The sequence below is a fragment of the Collimonas sp. GW821-FHT07E08 genome, assembly GCF_059418905.1.
Genome location: NZ_JBWKQR010000006.1, coordinates 13,129 through 34,366, shown reverse-complemented (window position 1 = coordinate 34,366; position 21,238 = coordinate 13,129). Strand labels below are relative to the sequence as shown.

Sequence of the window (21,238 nt, the reverse complement as noted above, 5' to 3'; positions counted from 1 at the left end):
GTTCCTCACCAATTAACTTTCTAACTTTCACTTACTTTCGTTATTGACCAAAACAACAATTTCACAGAGGGGATTCAGATGAACATGAAATTTAAGCTGTTGGCGTTAGCTGCGGCCACGGCATTGGGCGGTTGCGGAGCGGCAGGTGGCGGAGTCGCCGGCGTGAACGTGGACGGCATGATGGCAGCAGGCGGTACCGCACTCAAGGCAGCGTCCTTGAGCGATACCGATGTCAAGACCATGTCGGACGAAGCTTGCGCCGCCAGCGACAAGCAAAACAAGATTGCTGCGCCGAAGAGCAAATACGATGTGCGCCTGAACAAGGTGGTGCAGGATTTCAGCCCCAGCCTCAACGGCGCGCAGACCAACTACCGTGTCTACATGACGAAAGACGTCAACGCCTGGGCCATGTCGAATGGCTGCATCCGGGTGTACAGCGGCTTGATGGACATGATGAACGACAGTGAATTGCGCGGGGTGATCGGGCATGAAATGGGGCACGTGGCATTGGGCCACACGAAAAAAGCCATGCAAACCGCCTATGCCGTGACGGCTGCGCGTACTGCTGCCGGCGCGACAGGCAATGCGGTGGTCACCAACCTGTCGGCATCGCAGCTGGGCGAGCTGACTGAAAAAATCATCAATGCCCAATTTTCCCAGGTGCAGGAAAGCGCGGCCGACGACTATTCGTTTGACCAGCTGACCAAGATGAACATGGACCGCAAAGGGCTGGTGACAGCATTTCAAAAACTGGCGAAGCTGGACGGCGGCGGCGGCGCCAGCATGCTCAGCTCGCATCCGTCGTCAACCGACCGCGCCCAGCATATCCAGCAACGGATCGATCAGAACAAGTGATCTGAGGCAAGTATCGCTGACGCTGCGCCTGTCCTCATCGGGTCAGTTGAGGTGGGGATAGGTGAAGCCGATGAAGTGGACCGTGTTGACCGCGAAATGGACGATGATCGCAGCCTCGATGCGTTGCGTGACGTAATAAGCATAGGCATAAGCCAGGCCGGCAACCGTAGCCAGCAGCACGTAGGCGCCGCCCCCGGCCACATGCGCCGCGCCGAACAAGAGCGCCGAGCAGGCGACTGCCAATAGCGGGCCATGACGAAAGCGCGCCAGCGGCAAGGCCAGGCGGTCTTGCAGCAAGCCGCGGAAAAAAGCTTCTTCCGCTACTACCGTAAAGAATAGGTTGGCGAACAAGAACAGTGCGGTCGCCTGGCTGAGCTTGAAGTCCGGTTTGACATAGCCGATAGCGGTCGCCAGGCCGAGCACGGCTATGACTGCAACCAGCGCGATGGGCCAGGTTTGCTGCAACAGTTTGCGCCATTCGGCCGCGGAACTGGCGCGGCGGCACAGGAATGCCAGCAGGACCAGGCCGGCGGCGCCTTTGTCGAAGTTGGCATATTGCGTGAAGGGCACGGAGTCGGCAGACAGGCGCAGCTGGGAAATCAGTATCGGATTATTGAACCCAGGCAACCGATGCAAGGCCAGCGCCAGGGCCAGGAGGGCTGTCGCTATGCCGAACAGGGGACTGGTTTTGCGCTCGGTGGCCGCCGCCAGGTAAGCGGCCAGGAAAAACATCGCGAGCGCGAGCACCGCAACGGGACTCAGGACAGCGGCAACCAAGCCGCTGACCACCGCGCCGGCGGCGATTGCCATCCACGGCGGCAGGATGAAACGGTCAGTCAGCCGGAGGGGTTTGAGCCAGGCCGCGGCAATCGCGATGGCGAGCAAGGCAAAGGTAAGCGGCATCAGTCCTGGCGCTCCGCGATGGCAGTCAATCCAGGACCGGTAACGAACGGGAGTGCGCCTACCGGTTTACCTTGCATGCGGTATCGGTATCCCAGCGTCCGGAGCAGATGCGCCAGCGGCACAATTCACCTTCGATCATGCCCAGCTGCTTGCAGCGTTGCAGCAAGCCTGCCGTGTTGTTGTCGCCGGCTTTGCGTTCAACGATGTCAGGTCCGTCGGAGACATTTTGCGCAAGTACAGGCTCTGCCGCTTTCTTCTTGGCTTGTTGCCTGGACTTCGCGGTTTCCTTGGCTTTTGGCGGTTCGTTCACGCTGTCGCCGTGGGAAACCAGCGCCGTCAATATATTGACATCGCTGTCGCTAGGCTGGGCGCCGGCTTTCGGTGCATTCGGCGCTTTTGGCGGGGCGACTTTTTTCTCTGGGACATTGCGATTCACCAGCGGTGCATTCACGCTCTTGGGAGCCGGCTTTGGTTTCGATACCTTGGGTTCTTCCAGCGCTTTCTTTAGCGCGGTCGAGCTGACCGGCACGCCGGCTTCCAGGGTCTCCGTCAATTTGGCGCGAGGATCGGCCGACGCTTCGTCGGCTTTATCGGCATGCGCGGCTGGATCGTTTTCGATCACTGCTGCTTGCGATTCCGTTTTTTCTGCGGATGCGGCATCGTTGGCGGCAAGGGCTGGCGCTGGAGTGCTTGGCGGCAATTCCTTTGGCGCCGGCGCACTGGCCGCGATCGCGGTTTCGGGCTGGCTGCCGCGTTGGTTCAAGGCAAAATAACCGCCTGCGCCGATCGCCGCCAGCAAGACGACGACCAGTCCCGCACGCAAGGCGCCGGAGTTTTTTTGTGCGCTGGCCTTCGAAGGCGATTCCTTGCCTTCCAGGGCATTCAGGATGCTGCCGCTGCTGTTTTCTGTCGCCGTCGAGCCCGATAACAAATTCGGTTTTACGGAGCCGCGCGCAGTTTCTTCAGATGGTTGCAAGACACAAATCTCCAAATGTCAGTTATTGAACACAGACCGACGTGACGCCAAGTTTGATAAGGTATACTCTCTGACAACTAAATATGTCAACTGGCAATATATTACCAAAAAAATATAATTTATCTTTGGTAATATTCACGAGAAGGTTTTTGTGTTCGTCTTAGTCGTCGCCCTTTACTTTCTGCTTGCATGCGGCGTCGCCGGGCTGCTGTTGTTCCCGGCCGCCCGCGAGATTGTTTATTTGGCATTGGTCAAGCGCCGGCAGCAGATTGGGGCACAGGTCCAGAACTGGCGAGACCGCCGGTCCGAGACCACAAGATCCCTTTCGCAAAACCTGCAGGCATCCAGGCTCTCAAGCTGGCAGTTCATCAAGCGGCACCAGTGGATCCTACTCGCCGGAATGGCGGTTGTGCTGGTCCCGCCTTTGACTGCGTGGATGTTGAGCGGTAAAACCATGCTGGGCAGCTATGATGATTCCGGGCAAGTAGTTAACCAGCAGATTGCCGCGTTGCTGGAAGGAGAGCAATTAGTACCGCCGCCGCCGCTCCCGCCTGAGGTGTTTACCACGCAGGAAGTAGCGCAAGTGCGGCCTATGCTGGATACCGCCAGCCGTAACTGGCAGGCGCTGGATGCCGATTTCACCCAGCGCTTGCTGATGACTTTCAAGATCATGAAAGAGAAGCACGGTTACGACATGGTCATTATTGAAGGGTATCGTAGCCCGGAACGGCAGAATGCCCTGGCGCAAATGGGCGGCAGCGTGACCAACGCCAAGGCGTTCCAGAGCTACCACCAGTACGGCCTGGCAGCCGATTCTGCGTTCATGCGCAGCGGCAAGCTGGTGATTACAGAGAAAGACCCGTGGGCCATGCGCGGTTACCAGCTGTATGGCGAAGTGGCGGAATCGGTCGGCCTGACGTGGGGCGGCCGCTGGAAAATGATGGACTTGGGCCATGTGGAATTCCGCAAGCCGGGCGTAATGAAAAGATAAGAGAAAATATAAAATCGTTGTATCTGCGCAAAAAAATCGACAAAAAGAGGGATGGCATGGCGAGGCGATTGATAGTATCGGGCAATAAAATTTCAGGCGGCGGGAACGCCGTCCGGCGGGCGACGCCCCTTTTTTGCAATGCAATCCTGGTCCTTTGTTCAGGCTGACGCTGTCATGCAGCACAGCTTGCCCAGCGGCCGAAGCAGTCATTACGCTGTTGTGAACAGGCAACAATTTGTGGCCGTCGGCGCACGCCGTTAGCATCCCTTCCAAAAGAATCAACCATTTAATTACTGATACCTATGCAACGAATTTGGCAATTCCTGACGAATACACGAACCCTGATGGTGGTCGGTTTTGTGGCGCTGGCCTGCTTTCTCTTTCTCGCCGCGGATGCTTTGCAAATCGATGGCATCTGGGTCGTGGTTTTCCTGGTTGCGATCCTGCTGATATGGGGACTGGTCGTGCTGTACCGCAAGCAGCGCACCAAGACAGCATCGCAAAATTTCAGCTCCATGCTGGAAGGCCAGGCCGAGAAGGGCAGCGACAAAACCAGCACTGTCGGCCGCGATGAAACCGAAACCATCCGCAAGCGGATGCTGGAAGCGATTTCCACCATCAAGAATTCCAAGCTTGGCGAAAAATCCGGCGCTACTGCTTTATATGAACTGCCGTGGTACATGATCATCGGCAATCCGGCCGCCGGCAAAAGCACCGCGGTCGCCAATTCCGGCCTGCAGTTTCCGCTGGCCGACAAGAACAGCAATATCGTGCAGGGCGTGGGCGGCACCCGCAATTGCGACTGGTTCTTCACTACCGACGGCATCCTGCTGGATACCGCAGGGCGCTATTCGGTGCATGAAGAAGACCGCGCAGAGTGGTTCAGTTTCCTCGGCCTGCTGAAAAAGCACCGCAGCCGCGCGCCGATCAACGGCATCATCATCGCCGTCAGCGTCGCCGAACTGGCCGGCAACCGGCCGGAGTTCGGCATCAACCTCGCCAAGAACCTGCGCCAGCGCGTACAGGAACTGACGGAAAAGCTGGAAGTGTTTGCGCCGGTGTATGTCATGTTTACCAAGGCCGACCTGATCACCGGCTTCACCGAATTCTTCGTCGACATGGACCGCGGCGAAAAAGACCGGGTCTGGGGCGCAACCTTGCCTTACAGCAGGAAGACCAGCAGCCAGGACGTGCTGGCGTATTTCGACGAACGCTTCGACGAGCTGTTCGAAGGCCTCAAGGAAATCAGCCTGGCCAACATGGCCTTGAGCCGCGGCGACCGTTTGCCGCCTGGCGTGCTGACTTTCCCGCTCGAGTTCGCCGCGGTAAAGAGTTCCCTGCGCGCGTTCATCGCCACCCTGTTTGAAGAAAATCCGTTCCAGTTCAAGCCGGTATTCCGCGGTTTCTATTTCACCAGCGCCTTGCAGGAAGGCAGCGGACTCAGCACTTCGTCGGAACGGATCGCCGAGCGTTTCGACCTCAAGCTGCAAGCGCTGGAGCGGCCGGAGATCCATTCCAAGCACGGTTTCTTCCTGCTCAACCTGTTCCGTAAAGTCATCTTTGCCGACAAGGACCTGGTTTCGCAATACGCCAGCCGCCACAAGACGCGGTTGCGCTACACCATGTTTTTCGCCGCCACCGCCTTCGTCGGCCTGGCCTTGGCCGGCTGGAGCTGGTCCTACATCGGCAACCGCCAGCTGACCGCCAATGTCCAGGCGGACCTGGACAAGGCCATCAAGCTGCAGGAAAAAAGGCTGGACCTGCAATCGCGCTTTGAAGCGATGGAGATCCTGCAAGACCGTATCGAGCAACTGCAGAAATACGATAACCGCCGGCCTTTGTCGCTCGGTTTCGGCCTGTACCAGGGAGAATTGCTGGAGCAGAAACTGCGTGAGGAATACTTCGCGGGCATCAAGGACATCATGCTCAAGCCGGTGACCGCGAATATCGAATCCTTCCTGTCTGAAATGAATGCCCATGCAGGTTCGCTGGAACCGATGTCGCGTCCAGTGCAGCTGGCTGGCGCCGCCCAGCCGGCTGCGGGCGCTGCAGCAGCAAGCGCGGCGGCAGCCGCCGCTCCGGCCGCCAACGCCGGCAGCACCCAGCAATACAAGGATTCGTCGCCGACCAATGTGGAAGACGGCTACAACGCCTTGAAGACTTACCTGATGCTGAGCGACCGCTCGCGCGCCGAGTCCAGCCACCTGAACGACCAGCTGACCCGTTTCTGGCGCGGCTGGCTGGAAAGCAACCGCGGCAACATGACGCGCGAACAGATGATCCGCAGCGCCGAACGCCTGATGAGTTTTTACCTGTCGCAAGTCAACGATCCGTCCTGGCCTACGATTGAAAGCAAGCTGACCCTGGTCGACCAGTCGCGCGACAACCTGCGCCGCGTGGTGCGCGGCATGGCGGCCCGCGACCGGGTCTATGCGGACATCAAGGCGCGCGCCTCGACCCGCTTCCCGTCGATTACGGTAGCCAGCATCGTCGGCGACCAGGACAAGGAACTGATTGTCGGCAGCTACGCGATCCCGGGCACATTTACCCGCGACGCCTGGGAAAAATTTGTCCAGGGCGCGTTCAAGGAAGCCGCCAATAAAGAATTGCAGAGCGCCGATTGGGTACTGAAAACCGCATCCAGCGACGACCTGACGCTGGAAGGCAGCCCGGAACAAATCCAGAAAGCCCTGGTTACCCAATACAAGACCGAGTACGCCAAGGAATGGCAGAAGTTCATGCAGGGCGCCAACATCGCCGACCTCGGCGGGTTTGACAACGCGGTCAAGGCGATGAACCGTTTCGGCGATCCTTCCACCTCGCCGATCAACAAGTTCGTCAGCGCGGTCTACCAGCAGACTTCCTGGGACAATCCGTCGCTGCTGAACACCGGCCTGGGGCGCGCGCAAAGCGGTTTCATCGCCTGGTTCAAGCAAACCATCCTGCGCCAGGCGCCGTCGGGAGTGAACGTCAACGTCAACCTGAACGCCAATACCGATCCAACTGCCGCGCCGATGGGACCGGTCGGCAAGGAATTCGCCGGTGTCGCGCGCCTGGTGACGGCCAAGGACAAAGACGCTACGCTGATGCGCGGCTACATGGAAAGCCTGTCGAAACTGCGTACCCGCTTCAACCAGATCAAGAACCAGGGCGATACCGGCCCCGGCGCCAACCAGCTGATGCAGCAGACCTTGAACGGCAGCGGATCGGAACTGGCCGACGCGCTCAAGTATGTCGACGAACAGATGCTGGTCGGCATGAGCGATACGCAGAAACAGGCGATCCGTCCGATCCTGGTGCGGCCGCTGATCCAGGCTTTTGCGGTCACCATCAAGCCGACCGAGGCGGAGATGAACCGCACCTGGCTGGCGCAGGTTTATTCTCCGTTCGAGAAAACCCTGGGCGAAAAATATCCGTTTGCCGCCAATTCGAAAATCGAAGCGACCAGCGCCGAGATCGGCCAGACATTCGGCCCGGACGGCAGCATCGCCAAGTTCGTCAATTCCTCGATGGGACCGCTGGTGGTGCGCCGCGGCGACACCCTGGCCGCCAAGACCTGGGCCGACATGGGCATCACGCTGTCGCCCACCATGGTGTCGAATTTCGCACGCTGGGTAGCGCCGCTGGGCGCCAGCAGCGCGGCAGCCGGCGGTAGCGCCGGCGGGGCGGATGCGCAAACCGTGTTCCAGATCCAGGCGCTGCCGGCTGGCGGCACCACGGAGTACACCATCGAGATCGATGGCCAGCAGCTGCGTTACCGCAATACCCAGGCGCAATGGACCAACTTCGTGTGGCCTAATCCGCAAGGCGTGGCCGGCGCCCGCATCACGGCCGTCACCTTCGACGGACGTACTGTTGAAATCGCCAACCAGCCTGGCCGTTTCGGGCTTGAGCGCCTGATCAACACGGCGGTGCGCAAGCGCAAGGACGGCAATTTCGAATTGAGCTGGACCAACGAAAACATCACGGTGCCGATCAACCTGAAGATCATCAGCAGCCCGCAAGTGAGCGCCAAGTCGCCTGACGGCGGCGCCCAGCAAGGCCAGGGTTTCCGCGGCATGAGGTTGCCGGAAACCATCGTCGGCACGGCGGCGAGCCCGGTCAGCACTCCGGCGGCGGCGCCGGCGGCCGGCGCATCGGCCGCAGCTACGCCGGCTGCCGCGCCTGGCGCGGCGCCGGTTGCTGCAGTCAGTGCAGGAGGGACCGCACAATGAGCGTAGGAGAAAAATTGGCTAACATCGGTTATTTCGGCAAGATCCCCAGCCGCGGCGATTTCATCAAGGCTACCGACAACATGCCGCTGGTGTCGATCCTCGACGACTGGCTGGCGCAGGCAATGGACCTGCTGTCTGCCGAGCCGCGCTGGAAAATCGCCTACGATGCCGTCAGTCCGCTGCACTTTGCCTTCATCGGCCCGCGCAGCAGGCGCGCCATCGCCGGCCACCTGATTGCCAGCAACGACCAGGCTAACCGCCGTTTTCCATTCCTCGCCGTCAGCACCATGGAAATCGACGAGCCGCAGGATTTTACGGCGAAGAGCCCGATGGCGTTTTCGCGCCTGTGGAACCGGCTGGAAACCCAGGCTTCCGAAGTGATAGCCGCTACCGATCCGGCGATTTCCCTGCAGAACCTGACCGCCACCGGCATTCCCTTGCAGCTCGGCAGCGGCGCTTACCACGCGGCTTTCACCGACTTCATGGAAATCCAGACCATAGGCGGGCTGGAAAACATGCTGCACAGCGCCGGTTTCAAGGGCTCCTTGCGGCACCTGGTCCTGGCGCTGGGCATCTTGCTGCAGCCGGTGATGGCGAGTTCGTCGTCGCGCCTGGAAAAGAGCCTGGTGATGCCGTTGCCGGTCGATCCCATGTATCGCAACCTGGTGGCGTCCTACTGGCTGCATTTGATTACGCCATTCCTGCTGCGCGGCAATTTCGAGCTGGCCACCTTTGTTACCAAGATCAACGACCGGCCATCCATGGTGATCGGCTTCAGCGGCGCTTCGCCGCGCACCTTGCAAGCCATCATGGATCCGCAGGTCGCGCTCGAGCACCACATTTCTTTCGAGGATGCCAGCTGGGTCGAAGAACAGGTCAAGTCGGATTACAGCATCACGAAGATCGCCAGCTACCTGGCGCAACCCACCCTATCTTTAAAATCGGCTCATGATTCGTTTCGTGACGCATTTATTGGAGCCTGACGCATGCGTTATCTGAGCATTGCCCTGACATCGTTATTCATGTCGAACCTGGCGCTGGCACAAAATGTCGCGCCGCCCGTGGCTACCCCGAAACCGGGCCAGATCCTGGTCAGCGGCACGGTGCCCGACGAAGCCAGCAAGCAGAGCGCGCTGAGCAAGCTGCAGGAACTGTATGGCGCCGACCGTGTGGTGGACCAGATATCGATCGGTTCGGTGGTGTCGCCGGCCAACTGGAACGGTTATGTGCAGAAGCTGATCAGTCCGAGCCTGAAACAGGTCAGCCGCGGCCAGCTGAAGATCGACGGCAATACCGTCACCATCAACGGCGAAGTCAGCAACGAAGCGCAGCGCCAGCAGATCGCCAGTGAAATCGCCGGCAACCTGAATCCGACTTACACCGTCAAGAACGGCTTGCGGGTTTCTGCTTCGGAGCAAAATATCCTGGACCAGACCCTGGCCAACCGCACCATCGAGTTCGAAAGCGGGCAAGCCACGCTGACGCCTTCCGGCATGCATATCCTGGATGAAATGTCGGCTGCGCTGCTGAAGGTGAAAGACAAGAAAGTGGAAGTCATCGGCCATACCGACAACCAGGGTTTGCGGGCGCGTAACGTTTCGCTGAGCAAGGCGCGCGCCGATGCAGTGAAGGATTACCTGGCGCAGAAGGGCATCAACCCGGACAGCATCGTCACTTCAGGCCAGGGACCGGACCGGCCGATCATGACCAACGATACCGCAGACGGCCGCTCGCGCAACCGCCGTATCGAGTTCCGGGTATCGCAGTAAGCCGGGACGGCGCTTTTAGTTGTTGTCGTTTTGCTGGCTGTCGCCGTGCAGCCCCAGCAGTTCTTCCACGTGGGCCAGCGAGCCTGGATCCTTGATGACCGTGCGCAGCCAGTGGTGCAGCGGCAGGTCGCCCCAGCTGGCGGCCTTGTCCGCCAGGTAGGCGACCGGGCTGTGCGGTTCGGTGCGGCGGAAAAAATCGGCCACATGGCGCAGCTGCGCCAGGGCCTGGGCGCGGTTCTGTATCGGGCCGTTCAGCGTGGTCTGTGCTTGCTCCACCTTGCTTACCTCCTGCTGCACCGTGGGTGCGGTTTGTGTCTCGTTGCTGCCGGCTTTCGGCGCGGCGCCTGTGTTGACTCCGGCTTCCTGTGCGAAGCGGGTGATGACCGCAATCACGTTTTCCAGCGCGTCCTTGGCCGATGAAAATGCCGGTCCATCCTGGCCTACCCGGAAATCGATCGATTTTTCCAATTGCAGCAGCGCTTGCTGGCACAAGTTGGCGTCCGCCAGCAATGTTTCATAAAATTTCGGCGACGATTTGCGTTTTGCCGCTTCGATGTCGGCCAGCTTGATGCCGTCGCTGCTGACGCTCTCGCCGTTGGCCCGGTCCCGTTCTTCGCTGGCCGCACGGATGCGCGCCGACTCGAAATCCACGCTGGAAAACGCAGTGCCGCGGCCTTCCGTGATCGGGATCTCGCGGATCAGCTGTACTGAGCGCGACAGTAGCCAGCTCAAGTTGCCGACCCGCAATTCCTGGTCGTCATCGTCCGGCACCGGATGCAAGCCTTCCCAATACCTGTCGCTCAGGCCGGCCAGCAGCAGGTAGCCGTCGGCCAGGCCGCTGAAATGGCGGATTTTGGCATTGGCTTCCGCCAGCCAGACCGCCAGCCGCAGATCCTTGCTCTGGGTTTCTATCAGCCGCGCGCAATTGTCGACGACGAAACCCCAGTCCGCCTCCTTGAGCTCGGTGACCCATTCGCCCTGGTCCAGCGACGGGTCGTCAAAACGCCGGGCGTTGGCGATCGCATCCAGGTCGCTCGAGAAAGACAGGTCGGCGCCGCATGGTGCGGCATCGCTGACGGGATTGAGTAATTGATCGACAGAAAACATAAATGACAAACCCAAATAAAAAGTGGTTCAAGCCGGAAGGCGGCGACGCTCTTGCGAGATATTCATCGGAATTTCCTTGGCACAATCATACCCTAGCAGCCTGTCGGACTTAGGATGATCGGCTGCAAAAATACCTGGACGGACCATATTTCACCGGCTTCTTGGTCAATAGCTAGGCTATTGACACTGCGAATCCGGCAAAATCTGTCCTCGTCCAGCTATTTTTTCGCTCCGATCCCCTAAGTCCGACAGGCTGCTAGCGTTTCAAAAAAGGAATCTTAGTTGCACTCCTGATGTCGCGCAAACCAGGCATCGGAGATGCCTGGTGGATATGTCGAAATGTCAAAGGAGATGTTTCCGTAGTAACATGTGTCCTGAGTGCATCCCCAAAAAAGCGTCGATATCCCGCATTTGCGACAGTTGATACCTGCTGTGGCGATTGCTATATTTGCAATGGCTGTGCCGTGCCTGCCCAGGTCTTAATATTTTCAGGAAAGTGAGTAAAGCTATGAAGCTTTGGAAAACCAAGTTGGTCTGCAGTGTCGCTTTAACATGTTTGATGATTCCATTCGCCGCGTCGGCTGCTCCCGCCGCCGCGCCGGATACGGCTCAGAAAAGTGCGGCCGACCAGGAAATCCAGGTGCTCAAGGATGTGGCGCAAGCCCGTCCGACCGAAAAAACGCCATGGGTGCGCATGACCCAGATCAAATACGACGCCGGCAGCTATGGCGACGCGGTCGCCTATGCATTGCAGGTATTGCAACGCGATCCGGCCGACAAGTACGCCAGGGGCGTGGTGGCCTTGGGCAGCCTCAAGCTGTCGATCAAGGCCCTGAACGACTTGAGTGCGCAAAGCGACCTGAACGGCGGCGTGCTCAGCGATGCACAAAACCAGACCAGGTTGCTGCGCGAAAGCCTGGGCGAAACCGTGGTCGACCCGGCCGCAGTGGCCGACACCAAGCCTAAGGCGGCTCGCCCGCTGAAGAAAAAGACGACGCGCGCCGCCAAAGCCGCGACGCCGGATGCCGGCGGCGAGGGCAAGCCTTTCGGTGCTTTGCAATAAGCCGGGCAAACACCAGATATTGATCTTGAAGTAATGTAAGTAAATACCGCCGCGGTCCGGCTCAGCATGCCGGCCGCCACCTCGCCGCCGCTGTCACTCGCTCTTAACCCCAGCGCTGTAAATTATTCAGACACGGCGCCGCGACCGCCTTAAATACCGATATAATTTCAGACCGGCAATATTGCTGCCGCGTAATTGTTTCGCAGTTATCACAGGCAAAGCCGGCGTCCTTATCCAGGATCGCGGCTTAAATAGCAGCCCTATGCAAAGCCATTCCTTCGCAAACGGAGAGTGCCAATGTATCCAAACCCTTCTGCAATGCTGGCCCGGGTGGGCCGCTTCAACCAGGACCGGCGCCTGGTCCGGATCAAGACACCGCTCGATGCCGACCTGCTGCTGGTGCACCGGATGTACGGCAGCGAAGCCTTGTCCAAGCCGTTCCAATTGACCCTCGAATTGCTGTCGCCCTACGACCAGCTTGAACTCAAGCAGCTGGTCGGGCAGCCGGTGCTGCTGACCATGCTGACCGCGGCCGACGAGCGCCATTTCCACGGTTTTGTCCAGGAATTCAGCCGCACCGGCAGCGACGGCGGGCTGGCCACCTACCAGGCGCAGCTGGCGCCGTGGTTTTCCTTCCTCGACTATGCCAGCAACTGCCGCGTGTTCCAGGACCTGTCGGTGCTGGAAATCACACAGGAAGTATTCAGCAAGTACGGCCAGCTGGCCGACTACCGTTTCGACCTGGTCTCCGGCCGTTATCCGAAACTGCCGTACTGCGTGCAGTACAACGAATCCGATTTCACCTTCGTCTCGCGCCTGCTGGAGGACGCCGGCATCTACTACAGCTTCGAGCACAGCGAGAGCGGCCACAAGCTGGTGCTGGCCGACGATTCCACCCAGTGCCAGCCGCTGGCAGGCGATGCCACGGTGCGTTTCCAGCCCAACCAGGAATTGCAGGCCAGCGACGTGCTGGACGACTGGCGGCCGCGGCGCCGGGTCGGGCCTTCCGTGCACAGCATCAAGAGTTTCGATTTCAAGCAGCCGCGCAATCCGCTCGCGGTCGAACTGAAGAACGATGCCCCGCGCGGCACCTTGCCTCAATTCGAGCGCTACGCATACGACGGTGCGGCCAGCTACGGCAACAGCTCGGTCGGCGAGCAGCTGACCGCGGTGCGCGCCGAGGAAGCCGGCTGGCAGACCAAGCTGTTTGAAGGCGCCGGCACTACCCGGGAGCTGGTGGCCGGCCGCTATTTCGACCTGGCCGGACATTTCGAGCACGAGGGCGACGATCCGACCGAACACCGCTTCATGGCGCTGCGGGTCAGCCACGACGCCCGCAACAATTTTTCCAGCGATTTCAGCGAAGCCCAGGATTGCATGTACCGGGTCGAGGTCAGCGCCCTGCGCCGCAAGATTCCCTACCGGCCCTTGCGCGACACCGCCAGGCCGCGCATGCCGGGGCCGCAGACGGCAACCGTGGTGGGACCGAAAGGCGAGGAGATCTGGCACGACAAGTACGGCCGCGTCAAATTGCAGTTCCACTGGGACCGCCTGGGCCAGTTCAATGACCAGAGCTCCTGCTGGGTGCGGGTCGCCAGCCCCTGGGCCGGGGCCGGCATGGGCGGGGTATCGGCGCCGCGCGTCGGCCAGGAAGTGGTGGTCGATTTCCTCGACGGCAATCCGGACCGGCCCATCATCACCGGCCGCGTCTACAACGCCGACAACATGCCGCCGTTCGGCCAGGAAGTCAGCGGCATGCGTTCCAAGACGGTGCGCGGCGGCGGTTTCAATGAAGTCACCATGCACGACACCGGCGGCAGCGAACTGCTCAACATGCATGCCCAGCGCGACATGGCGGTGACGGTGCTGAACGACCATAACAGCACTGTCAACAACAACAAGGCGACCAAGGTTGCCGTCAACCACAGCCTGAATGTCGGCGCCAACCAGGATATCTCGGTGGGCGGCAACCGCGGGGCGACGGTGACCGGCAACGATACCCGTACCGTCACGGGCACGTCCACCGCCACCGTTACCGGCGCTGTGACGCAGACCTACCAGGCCGGCCAGAAACGGACGATTACCGCCGCGGGTTATAACGAAAACATCACCGGCGACTACGGCAGCACCCTGGTCGGCAACTATAGCGGCAGCACCAGCGGCAACTGGAAGCGCGATATCACCGGCACCGCCACCCGCACCATCACCGGGGCGGTCAGCGACACCATGCACGCCGGCCGCGAAGTGACGGTGACCGGCACCGACAAGCGCACGGTCGCCGGCCCGGTGGAAGACGGCAATACCGGACCGCGCCTGCTGTCGGTGACCGGGAACATGCAGCATGAAGTGTCCGGCACCCACACGGTGTATTCCGGCTCCGACCAGACCATTGCTTCCGGCAGCAAGGTCGACCTCGTCGTCGGCGGCGCCGGCATCAGCATCGACGCCGGCGAAATCACCATCACGGCAGGCGGCTCGATCATCAAGATCAACGGCGGCGGCGTGTCGATCAACGGCAGCAAGATCAACCTGAACAGCTAAGACCTTACCGAAAGGACGCCAGCATGGCGAAGAATCCTGTCGAAAAGCGCGTCGACACCCTGCGCGACCTGTGGCTGGAACACACCGAGGATCCGCAAGTGCGGGTCCTGGTGTGGCGCATCCCGGACAATGCCGACCGCATGCTGCAAGCGTTTTTCGAGATGCAGCAACATCCTGGCGACTGGACTACGCCGGACCTGTTCTTGCGCTTCGATGCGCCGTTTGACACCGGTTTCGGCTACAGCCGCGCATTGCGCCAGGCCCTGGCCGACAGCTATATCGATAGCAAGGACAGCCTGCGTGAGCAAGGCGTGGTGGCGGACTGGCCGTTCACCCAGTTGCCTCATCACGATTCGGCGCCCGGGACCATGGCCGTGCTGGCTTCATTCGCGCAGCATCACCAGGCGCAGCTAGCGCATTTGCGCTACGTGAACGCGGTGCTGGCGCCGAACGGCGTGGCCAGCCAGGACGCCTGGGAAGCCTGGCTGGATGCCGCGCTGCATAGTCCCGGCCTGGCGTCGGATGCGAACCGGGTACGGCTGACGCTGGTCGACACCTTGTCCGACCGCCGCTGGCAGGCGCTGGCGCAGCGCCATGGCGCCCGTGTCCGCGTAGTGGAAGCGCCAATCGACATGTTCGACATCGCCCGCGAAACGGTGGCGCAGTCCGGCGGCTCGGGCTCTACAGTGGCCTACCGCCAATTGCTCACCGACGTCATCACCCTGGTCGAAAAAGGCAGCGCGGCACAAACCGCGGCGCGCGCCGAAAAAGCCATGCAGATCGCGCAGCGCGAACAATGGCCGGACCAGCAGGTAGTGCTGCAGATGGCTGTGGCCGGCGCCTATGTAAAAGAAAAGAACTATGCCGACGCCATCAAGCGCTATCGCGACGCCCGTACCTGCGCCGCCCAGGCGGAACAGGACCGGCACCCGATGGCGGCCGACCTGATCATGCAAACCTGGTTCGGCGAAGCCGGCGTATGGCTGGTGGCGAAGCAGCCTGAAAAAGCGGCGCAAGCCTACCGCAGCGCCGCGGAACAGGCGCAGCGCGTGCCCAATCCCATGTTTGAAATCGAGGGTTTCCGCATGGCCGCTTACTGCTATGCGCAGGCCGGACAAGAAAAGCCGGCGCGCGACCACGGCGCCCTGGCATTGCGCGCCGCAAAAGCCATCGACCCGGCCGAGCGTCCGCTCACCACCATGGCGCTGGCTTTGCAGGACCTGTTGCGGCTGCAAGACCCGGGACGCACCGAAAAGCTGGAACGCTGCGCGGCCGATTACCAGGCCGCCGTCGCCGCAGCGCACCTGCAAGCCGAACAACAGGCCGGAAAGCTGGGCGCACAGCCTTTGCCGGCCGACCTGGAAAAAATCGAAAGCGCCATGCACGCGCGTTTCGAAAGCGGCTTCCAGCGCCAGCGCCAGGAACGCGAACACCTGATCGCCGGCGGCGACGAATTCTTCCGCAAAGTGGTGGCGCTGGCGCGCGAGCTGCTCAATCCGGTCTGGAATGGCCTGCCCGAGGTCAAGCATCCGCTCGACAAGGATGTACCGGAATGGAGCCAGCCGCCGCAATTCACCAAGCTGCCCGATCCGTCGGGCCTGATCAATGATGCCGCTCCAGCACAACCGAGCGCCTCTGCAGTGACAGCTTGAGGAAGACAGCTCCATGACTAACGCCGCCAAGCATTTCGATCCGCAAATCGGGATCGACATCCACATGTACGAACTGGTGCCGGGAACGCCGCCGGTGCCGCTGCCGACCGCGCACATCTCGATGGTGCTCGATCCCTTCGATTACCTGCCATTCATCGGCGCCACGGTGCAGGTAGCCGGCGTCAAGCGCGCCACTGCCGGAACCGGCGGGTTATCGGTGCATATCCCGCTGGCGCTGTGGGTGCCGTTCCTGCGCGCCCCCGGCGGACCGCAGTTCGACGATGAACTGTTCATGGGCAGCAAAACCGTTCTCGCCGACGATTCGCCGTTCTCGCGCCTGGGCATGCCGGTGCTCGACTGCAGCGTGGTCGGCATGGTGCCGCCGTTTCGCTTGAAGAAGCCGGAAAAGCCGCATATGTCGATGACACTGCCGACATCGGTCAACCTGGCGATACCGGACAGTGTATTTGTCGGAGGGCCGCCGACGATTTCCATGATGGGGATTGCTTCCAAGCTGGGACTGGCAGCTTTGGGAAAGGGATTCAAGGCCTTGCGCCGTACCAAAGGTTTCCAGCGCGCAGAAGAAGCGTTCAAGAAGGCGCGCCAGAAGCTGTTCAAGAACATGGAACCCGGTTTCCTGAAATGCAAGGTATTGCGTGCCGAACCCGTCGATATTCGCGACGGCAGCGTAGCGGTTTCCCATGAAGATTTTTTCATGCCGGGACGCTTGCCGCTGACCTGGACTCGTATCTATTCTTCAAACAGCAGCCATGACGGCATATGCGGCCACGGCTGGCAGGCCCCAGCCGATGTCCGGCTGGAAATCGACGCTGACGGCACCGTCCTGTTCTTCGAAGCCAGCGGTGCTGCGGTTTTTCCGCAGCTGCCCGCCGCCATCGGCGCCGAGCATGCCGTGACGGAATTTGTCGACGGCGCAAGGCTGATCTGGGCGCAGGAGGGTGGTACTCACGTACTGCAAGTGCTGACCAAGGACGACCTGCGCTACGTCTTCGGCAAGCCGGCCGCCAACGTCATGCCGCTGCACCAAGCCCTGCACCTCCGGATCGAACGGATCGAAGACCTGTGCGGCAATCACTGGCGCTTCGAACGTGCCGACGGCCATTTGACCCGAATCGTGGAAAGCGGCATCGACGGCTTTCCAGGTCGCTTCATCGAAGTGCATGAACTCGATGGAAAAATTCATCAATTAAGCTTGCATGATCCCGCCACCGGCCTGACCCACTCGCTGGTGGCGTACAAATATCAGAACCGTGACCTGGTCGCCGCGCTCGATGCGCTCAATGCCGCCCGTACTTTTGAGTACGACCGTCACCACATGGTGCGTCACACTGACCGCCTGGGCCTGTCGTTTTACTACGCCTACGACAGCGACTGGCGCGTACTGCACGCCTGGGGCGATCGGGGATTGCACGATTACCGGTTCACCTATAACGAGCTGCTGCGCGAAACCGAAGTGACCGATTCGCTCGGCCACACCTCGCTGATCAAGTTCGATGAGAACAACTTGCCTTTGTGCGAGATCGATCCGCTGGGCGGCGTCACCATCTTCGAATATGACGAGGTGGGCCGTACCACGGCGGTAGTCGATCCGGTCGGCACGCGCACCGAGTTTGACTATGACGAGCGCGGCAATCTGTTGAAACTGCTGCAAGCGGACGGCACCACTACCGTCATGGCCTACGACGACGCCAACCACATGACCGAGGTAGTCGACCCGCACGGCCAGCACTGGCGGTACAGCTGGGATGAGCGCGGACTGCTGCAAGAGCAAAGCACCCCGATGGGCACCCGTTCGCGCTTTACCTACGACACCCATGGTCAACTGACCACTCACATCAACACCCGTGGCGCTACAACGGCACTGGCTTTCGACCGCTACGGCAACCTGGCGCAACTGACCGGTGCCCTCGGTCATCGCAATCATTTCGAGCATGACGCCCTTGGTTATCTGAAGCGCCGTACCGATCCTACCGGCGACGTCGCCGAATATCGCTACGACGCCAAAGGCCGCCTGCTGCAGACCCGCCAGGCCGACGGCGCCAGCGTCTATTGCGACTACGATGCGGAAGGCCGGTTAATCAGCTACGCCGACCAGAACGGCGCCCGGACGAAGCTGGAATATGTCGGCATCGGCCGGCTCGCCAAGCGTGTGCAGGCGGACGGCCATGTCATGCAATATCTTTATGACAGCGAAGAACAACTGATTGGCTTGGTCAACCAGCGCAAGGAAAGCTACCGGCTCAAGCGCGACGCACTGGGCCGCATCGTTGAAGAAGTCGATTATTGGGAGCAGTCGCGCCACTATCGCTACGACGCCGCTGGCAATCTGTTAAGCGCCGCCGATCCGCTGGGCCGCATCATCACTTACACTACCGACAAGCTGGGCCGCATCATCCAAAAAACCTTGCCCGATAGCGACAATCCGACGCAGCGCTTCCACGAAACCTTCAGTTATGACAGGAATGGCGCCTTGGTCGAGATGCGCAATCCGCATCGGCACATCTTGCGCAAGTTCGACGCCGATGGTCGCCTCAGCGAAGAAGTGCAGGACGGCTTCCAGATCTCGTACCGCTATGATGAGGCCGGTAACCTGCTGTCGCGGCAAACCAGTGCCGGCAACAAGGTCCTGTCCACCTACGATCTGCGCGGGCAAGTGACGACCATCGCCATCAATGACGAGCCGCCCATCCTGATCGAACGCGATGCATTGGGGCGCGTTGTCAAAGAGCAATTGAGCAACAGCGTCCAGCGTCAGCTGCGCTATGACGCGGCAGACCAACTGACCGCCCAGACCGTGCTGCGCGACCAGGCGCCGCTGTTCGCCACCAGTTACGAATACGACCGTGCAGGCAACCAGACCCGGCGCAGCGACAGCGAACACGGCAGCGACCTGTACCACTACGACCCGTTGGGAAACCTTCTGCGCCATATCGATCCAGCCGGCAAGGTCACGGAATTTCTCAACGACCCTGCCGGCGATCGCCTGGGCACGCGGATTCGCCAGATGGAGATGAAACAGGCAGCCGGCGGTGAAGGCCATGCAGAAATTCTGTGGAGCCGCGAAGGAAGCCATGAAGGCATGCACTACGTGTTCGACCGCGCCGGCAACCTGATCCGGCGCGGCAGCAGCCCAACCGCATCGGCCAATTCGTTGGCGACAGATCCCTCTCTGGAACTACGCTGGGACGCCAACCAGCGCCTGATCGAGAGCAGTAAAGCGGGCCAGACGACCCGCTACGGCTACGATCCGCTCGGGCGGCGGGTATTCAAACGCAACCCGAGTCATACCACGTGGTTCTTCTGGGATGGCGATGCCCTGCTGGGGGAAGTGCGGCAAGTCAACGGCAGTCAGAGCGCCGATATCTGGCCGGCCGGCAATGTGGCCGATTTCATGGCAGCGCGCAAGCGGCTTGCTGCGCTGAAGACACTGCATGCGCAGGCGCGGGAGTATATCTATTACCCAGGCACGTTCGTGCCGCTGGCGTTGATCGATCGGCAGGCCAAGGTCGCCACGCGGCCTGCACGTGTAGCGGCAAAACAAGTAGCATCCCATCCTGTTGCGCAGATGCCGGTAACAGCTGTTCCTGTAGCAAGACCGCAACCTCAGGTTTTACCGGACTCAAGGGCAGTTGCTACCGGGGGTCTCGGCGGCTTGGGTGCGTTAGGCAGTCTGGGCGGTTTAGGTGGCATGGGAGGATTGGGCGGTGTCAGGCTCGGCCAGCAGAGCGAAGCCGCACCGTTGATATCTGAGGACAATCGCCAAGTCAGTTTCACTGATGCCCGTGGACCGGATCGTGTCGGTTTAGGAGTAGGGATGCAGTTGGGTGGCAGTTCCAGCGCGTCGCCGCCCTCGTTTACGCACGCAGCCGTTGCACCGATCGCAGCGGTAAGCGCTCCACTGGAGATTAGTTCAAGCGATGCAGAGTTGACAGTTGATGGGGCCGGCAGCGGCGTATTTCACTATCACAACGACTCCAGCGGCTGCCCGACCAGGTTAACGAATCGGGATGGACAAGTGGTGTGGTCGGCCAGTTACGCGACATGGGGTACGGCACAAAGATTGCATGTGCATGCAGTGGACAACCCGATCCGTTTTCAGGGCCAGTATTATGATGGGGAAACTGAACTGCATTACAACCGGTATCGGTATTACGATCCGGTTATTGGGCAGTTCGTGGGGAAGGATCCGATTGGATTGGCGGGGGGGAGTAACCTGTATCAATATGCGTCCAATCCATTTGGGTGGATCGACCCGCTGGGCTTGAACCGGGAAAAAATGCTGGAAGATGCTCTAAATGTGCTGCGCTATCACGACGCAAGAATCAAGGAACTTTTTGGCCATGACGAAGTTAGCTACGGAATACGCGGAAGTCTCTCAACAGGGATAAGGTACAGCACTGGCGGTCCTTTCAATCCGAGTAGTTTTGACGTCGATGCGTTTGTAGTTGCAGGGCACGCCAATGGTTACAGGATAAAGGGGAACCCTTTCGGTAGGGACTATTTTGTCCACGGCGCCTCTGATCTGCTCGATGAAATCGAAAGTGATTTACGGGCCTTACCCGGGTTTGAAGGCATGAAGGTAGATGACAATCAGCCTTTCGATTTTCGGATATATAAAACCTGTCCCGAAGGAGGGACGATGGCATGTGGAGATTAGATCCATGAGCATTGAAGGACTGAGCACCGCGTATCTCCAGAACTCTCTCTCCGAATGGCTGGATACCTACGACGTGCGTCATGACACGCATCGCGTTCGTCATACCCTCACGAACAAGAAGGCCGTCGTGGTGTCGTTTCTGGGGCCATACTGGGAGCGTGGAAATTGCCTGAATGAGATGGCAAGAAACTGCGCGCCCTTGATACGCTGGTGTGTGGCACAGGCCGTCCTGTGGCCTCCAAGCCCAGGCCACGGCATCGTGGTGAATCTGGCAGGACTCGACTACAGATCGGGGGACGAGCTGTTGTCTTGGGTCTCTATGTTGCGATGGCACTTGATGAGAGATATGGACTACAAGATCACGATCGTCTGGTCTCAGGCGAACAAGGCCGCGATCGTGTCTTTGATGCAAGACTCAGATGAGCAGGAGTTATTGGATCAGAGTTTCGACAGCGTAGAACAGGCTCTCGCTTTCATCTGCGAATAGCA

13 protein-coding genes are annotated in these 21,238 nt (G+C 60.2%); 10 read left to right on the top strand and 3 right to left on the bottom strand.

From position 1 onward, the window contains the following. The first annotated feature begins 78 nt into the window (after positions 1-78). Positions 79-855, top strand: a complete 777-nt coding sequence (loiP, locus tag AC07RZ_RS09215) for a metalloprotease LoiP (RefSeq protein WP_494667729.1) — start codon at positions 79-81, stop codon at positions 853-855. 42 nt (positions 856-897) lie between these two features. Here loiP and AC07RZ_RS09210 read toward each other — a convergent pair whose 3' ends face one another. Both AC07RZ_RS09210 and AC07RZ_RS09205 read right to left on the bottom strand, forming a co-directional pair. Then, positions 898-1,758 carry a CPBP family intramembrane glutamic endopeptidase gene (locus AC07RZ_RS09210; protein WP_494667728.1) on the bottom strand — a complete coding sequence of 287 codons (861 nt, stop codon included), beginning with the start codon at positions 1,756-1,758 and terminating at the stop codon, positions 898-900. Between the two features lie 58 nt (positions 1,759-1,816). After that, positions 1,817-2,734: a hypothetical protein gene (locus tag AC07RZ_RS09205; protein ID WP_494667727.1), complete on the bottom strand. Its 918-nt coding sequence runs from the start codon at positions 2,732-2,734 to the stop codon at positions 1,817-1,819. A gap of 151 nt (positions 2,735-2,885) precedes the next feature. On the opposite strand from AC07RZ_RS09205, the gene AC07RZ_RS09200 reads away from it, so the two are divergent. The 4 genes from AC07RZ_RS09200 (at position 2,886) to AC07RZ_RS09185 (ending at position 9,708) form a co-directional block, all read left to right on the top strand. Next, complete coding sequence (locus tag AC07RZ_RS09200; protein ID WP_144740974.1) at positions 2,886-3,725, top strand: M15 family metallopeptidase; 840 nt, start codon at positions 2,886-2,888, stop codon at positions 3,723-3,725. A gap of 302 nt (positions 3,726-4,027) precedes the next feature. Then, positions 4,028-7,939, top strand: coding sequence for a type VI secretion system membrane subunit TssM (tssM, locus tag AC07RZ_RS09195; RefSeq protein WP_494667726.1), 3,912 nt, complete (start codon positions 4,028-4,030; stop codon positions 7,937-7,939). Next, complete coding sequence (gene tagF / locus AC07RZ_RS09190; RefSeq protein ID WP_144740980.1) at positions 7,936-8,922, top strand: type VI secretion system-associated protein TagF; 987 nt, start codon at positions 7,936-7,938, stop codon at positions 8,920-8,922. The genes tssM and tagF overlap by 4 nt, the downstream gene beginning before the upstream one ends. A gap of 3 nt (positions 8,923-8,925) precedes the next feature. After that, on the top strand, positions 8,926-9,708 hold the full coding sequence (locus tag AC07RZ_RS09185) for an OmpA family protein (protein WP_342829715.1): 783 nt from the start codon (positions 8,926-8,928) through the stop codon (positions 9,706-9,708). Positions 9,709-9,723: 15 nt separating this feature from the next. On the opposite strand, the gene tssA is transcribed toward AC07RZ_RS09185, so the two are convergent. Further along, entirely contained in the window at positions 9,724-10,815 is a 1,092-nt protein-coding gene (gene tssA, locus AC07RZ_RS09180) for a type VI secretion system protein TssA (protein ID WP_144740986.1), read from the bottom strand. Between the two features lie 559 nt (positions 10,816-11,374). Between tssA and AC07RZ_RS09175 the strand changes: the two genes are divergently transcribed. The 5 genes from AC07RZ_RS09175 to AC07RZ_RS09155 all read left to right on the top strand — a co-directional run bounded on the left by AC07RZ_RS09175 (position 11,375) and on the right by AC07RZ_RS09155 (position 21,236). After that, a complete protein-coding gene (locus AC07RZ_RS09175) occupies positions 11,375-11,878 on the top strand; it encodes a hypothetical protein (RefSeq protein WP_494667725.1) in 504 nt (167 codons plus the stop codon). Between the two features lie 297 nt (positions 11,879-12,175). After that, positions 12,176-14,419, top strand: a complete 2,244-nt coding sequence (locus AC07RZ_RS09170) for a type VI secretion system Vgr family protein (protein ID WP_494667724.1) — start codon at positions 12,176-12,178, stop codon at positions 14,417-14,419. A 23-nt stretch (positions 14,420-14,442) separates the two neighbouring features. Next, positions 14,443-16,071 carry a tetratricopeptide repeat protein gene (locus AC07RZ_RS09165; protein ID WP_494667723.1) on the top strand — a complete coding sequence of 543 codons (1,629 nt, stop codon included), beginning with the start codon at positions 14,443-14,445 and terminating at the stop codon, positions 16,069-16,071. A gap of 13 nt (positions 16,072-16,084) precedes the next feature. Beyond that, positions 16,085-20,749 (top strand): RHS repeat-associated core domain-containing protein, encoded by a 4,665-nt coding sequence (locus tag AC07RZ_RS09160; RefSeq protein ID WP_494667722.1) that lies wholly within the window; start codon positions 16,085-16,087, stop codon positions 20,747-20,749. 4 nt (positions 20,750-20,753) lie between these two features. Beyond that, positions 20,754-21,236, top strand: coding sequence for a hypothetical protein (locus tag AC07RZ_RS09155; protein ID WP_494667721.1), 483 nt, complete (start codon positions 20,754-20,756; stop codon positions 21,234-21,236). Positions 21,237-21,238: the final 2 nt, after the last annotated feature.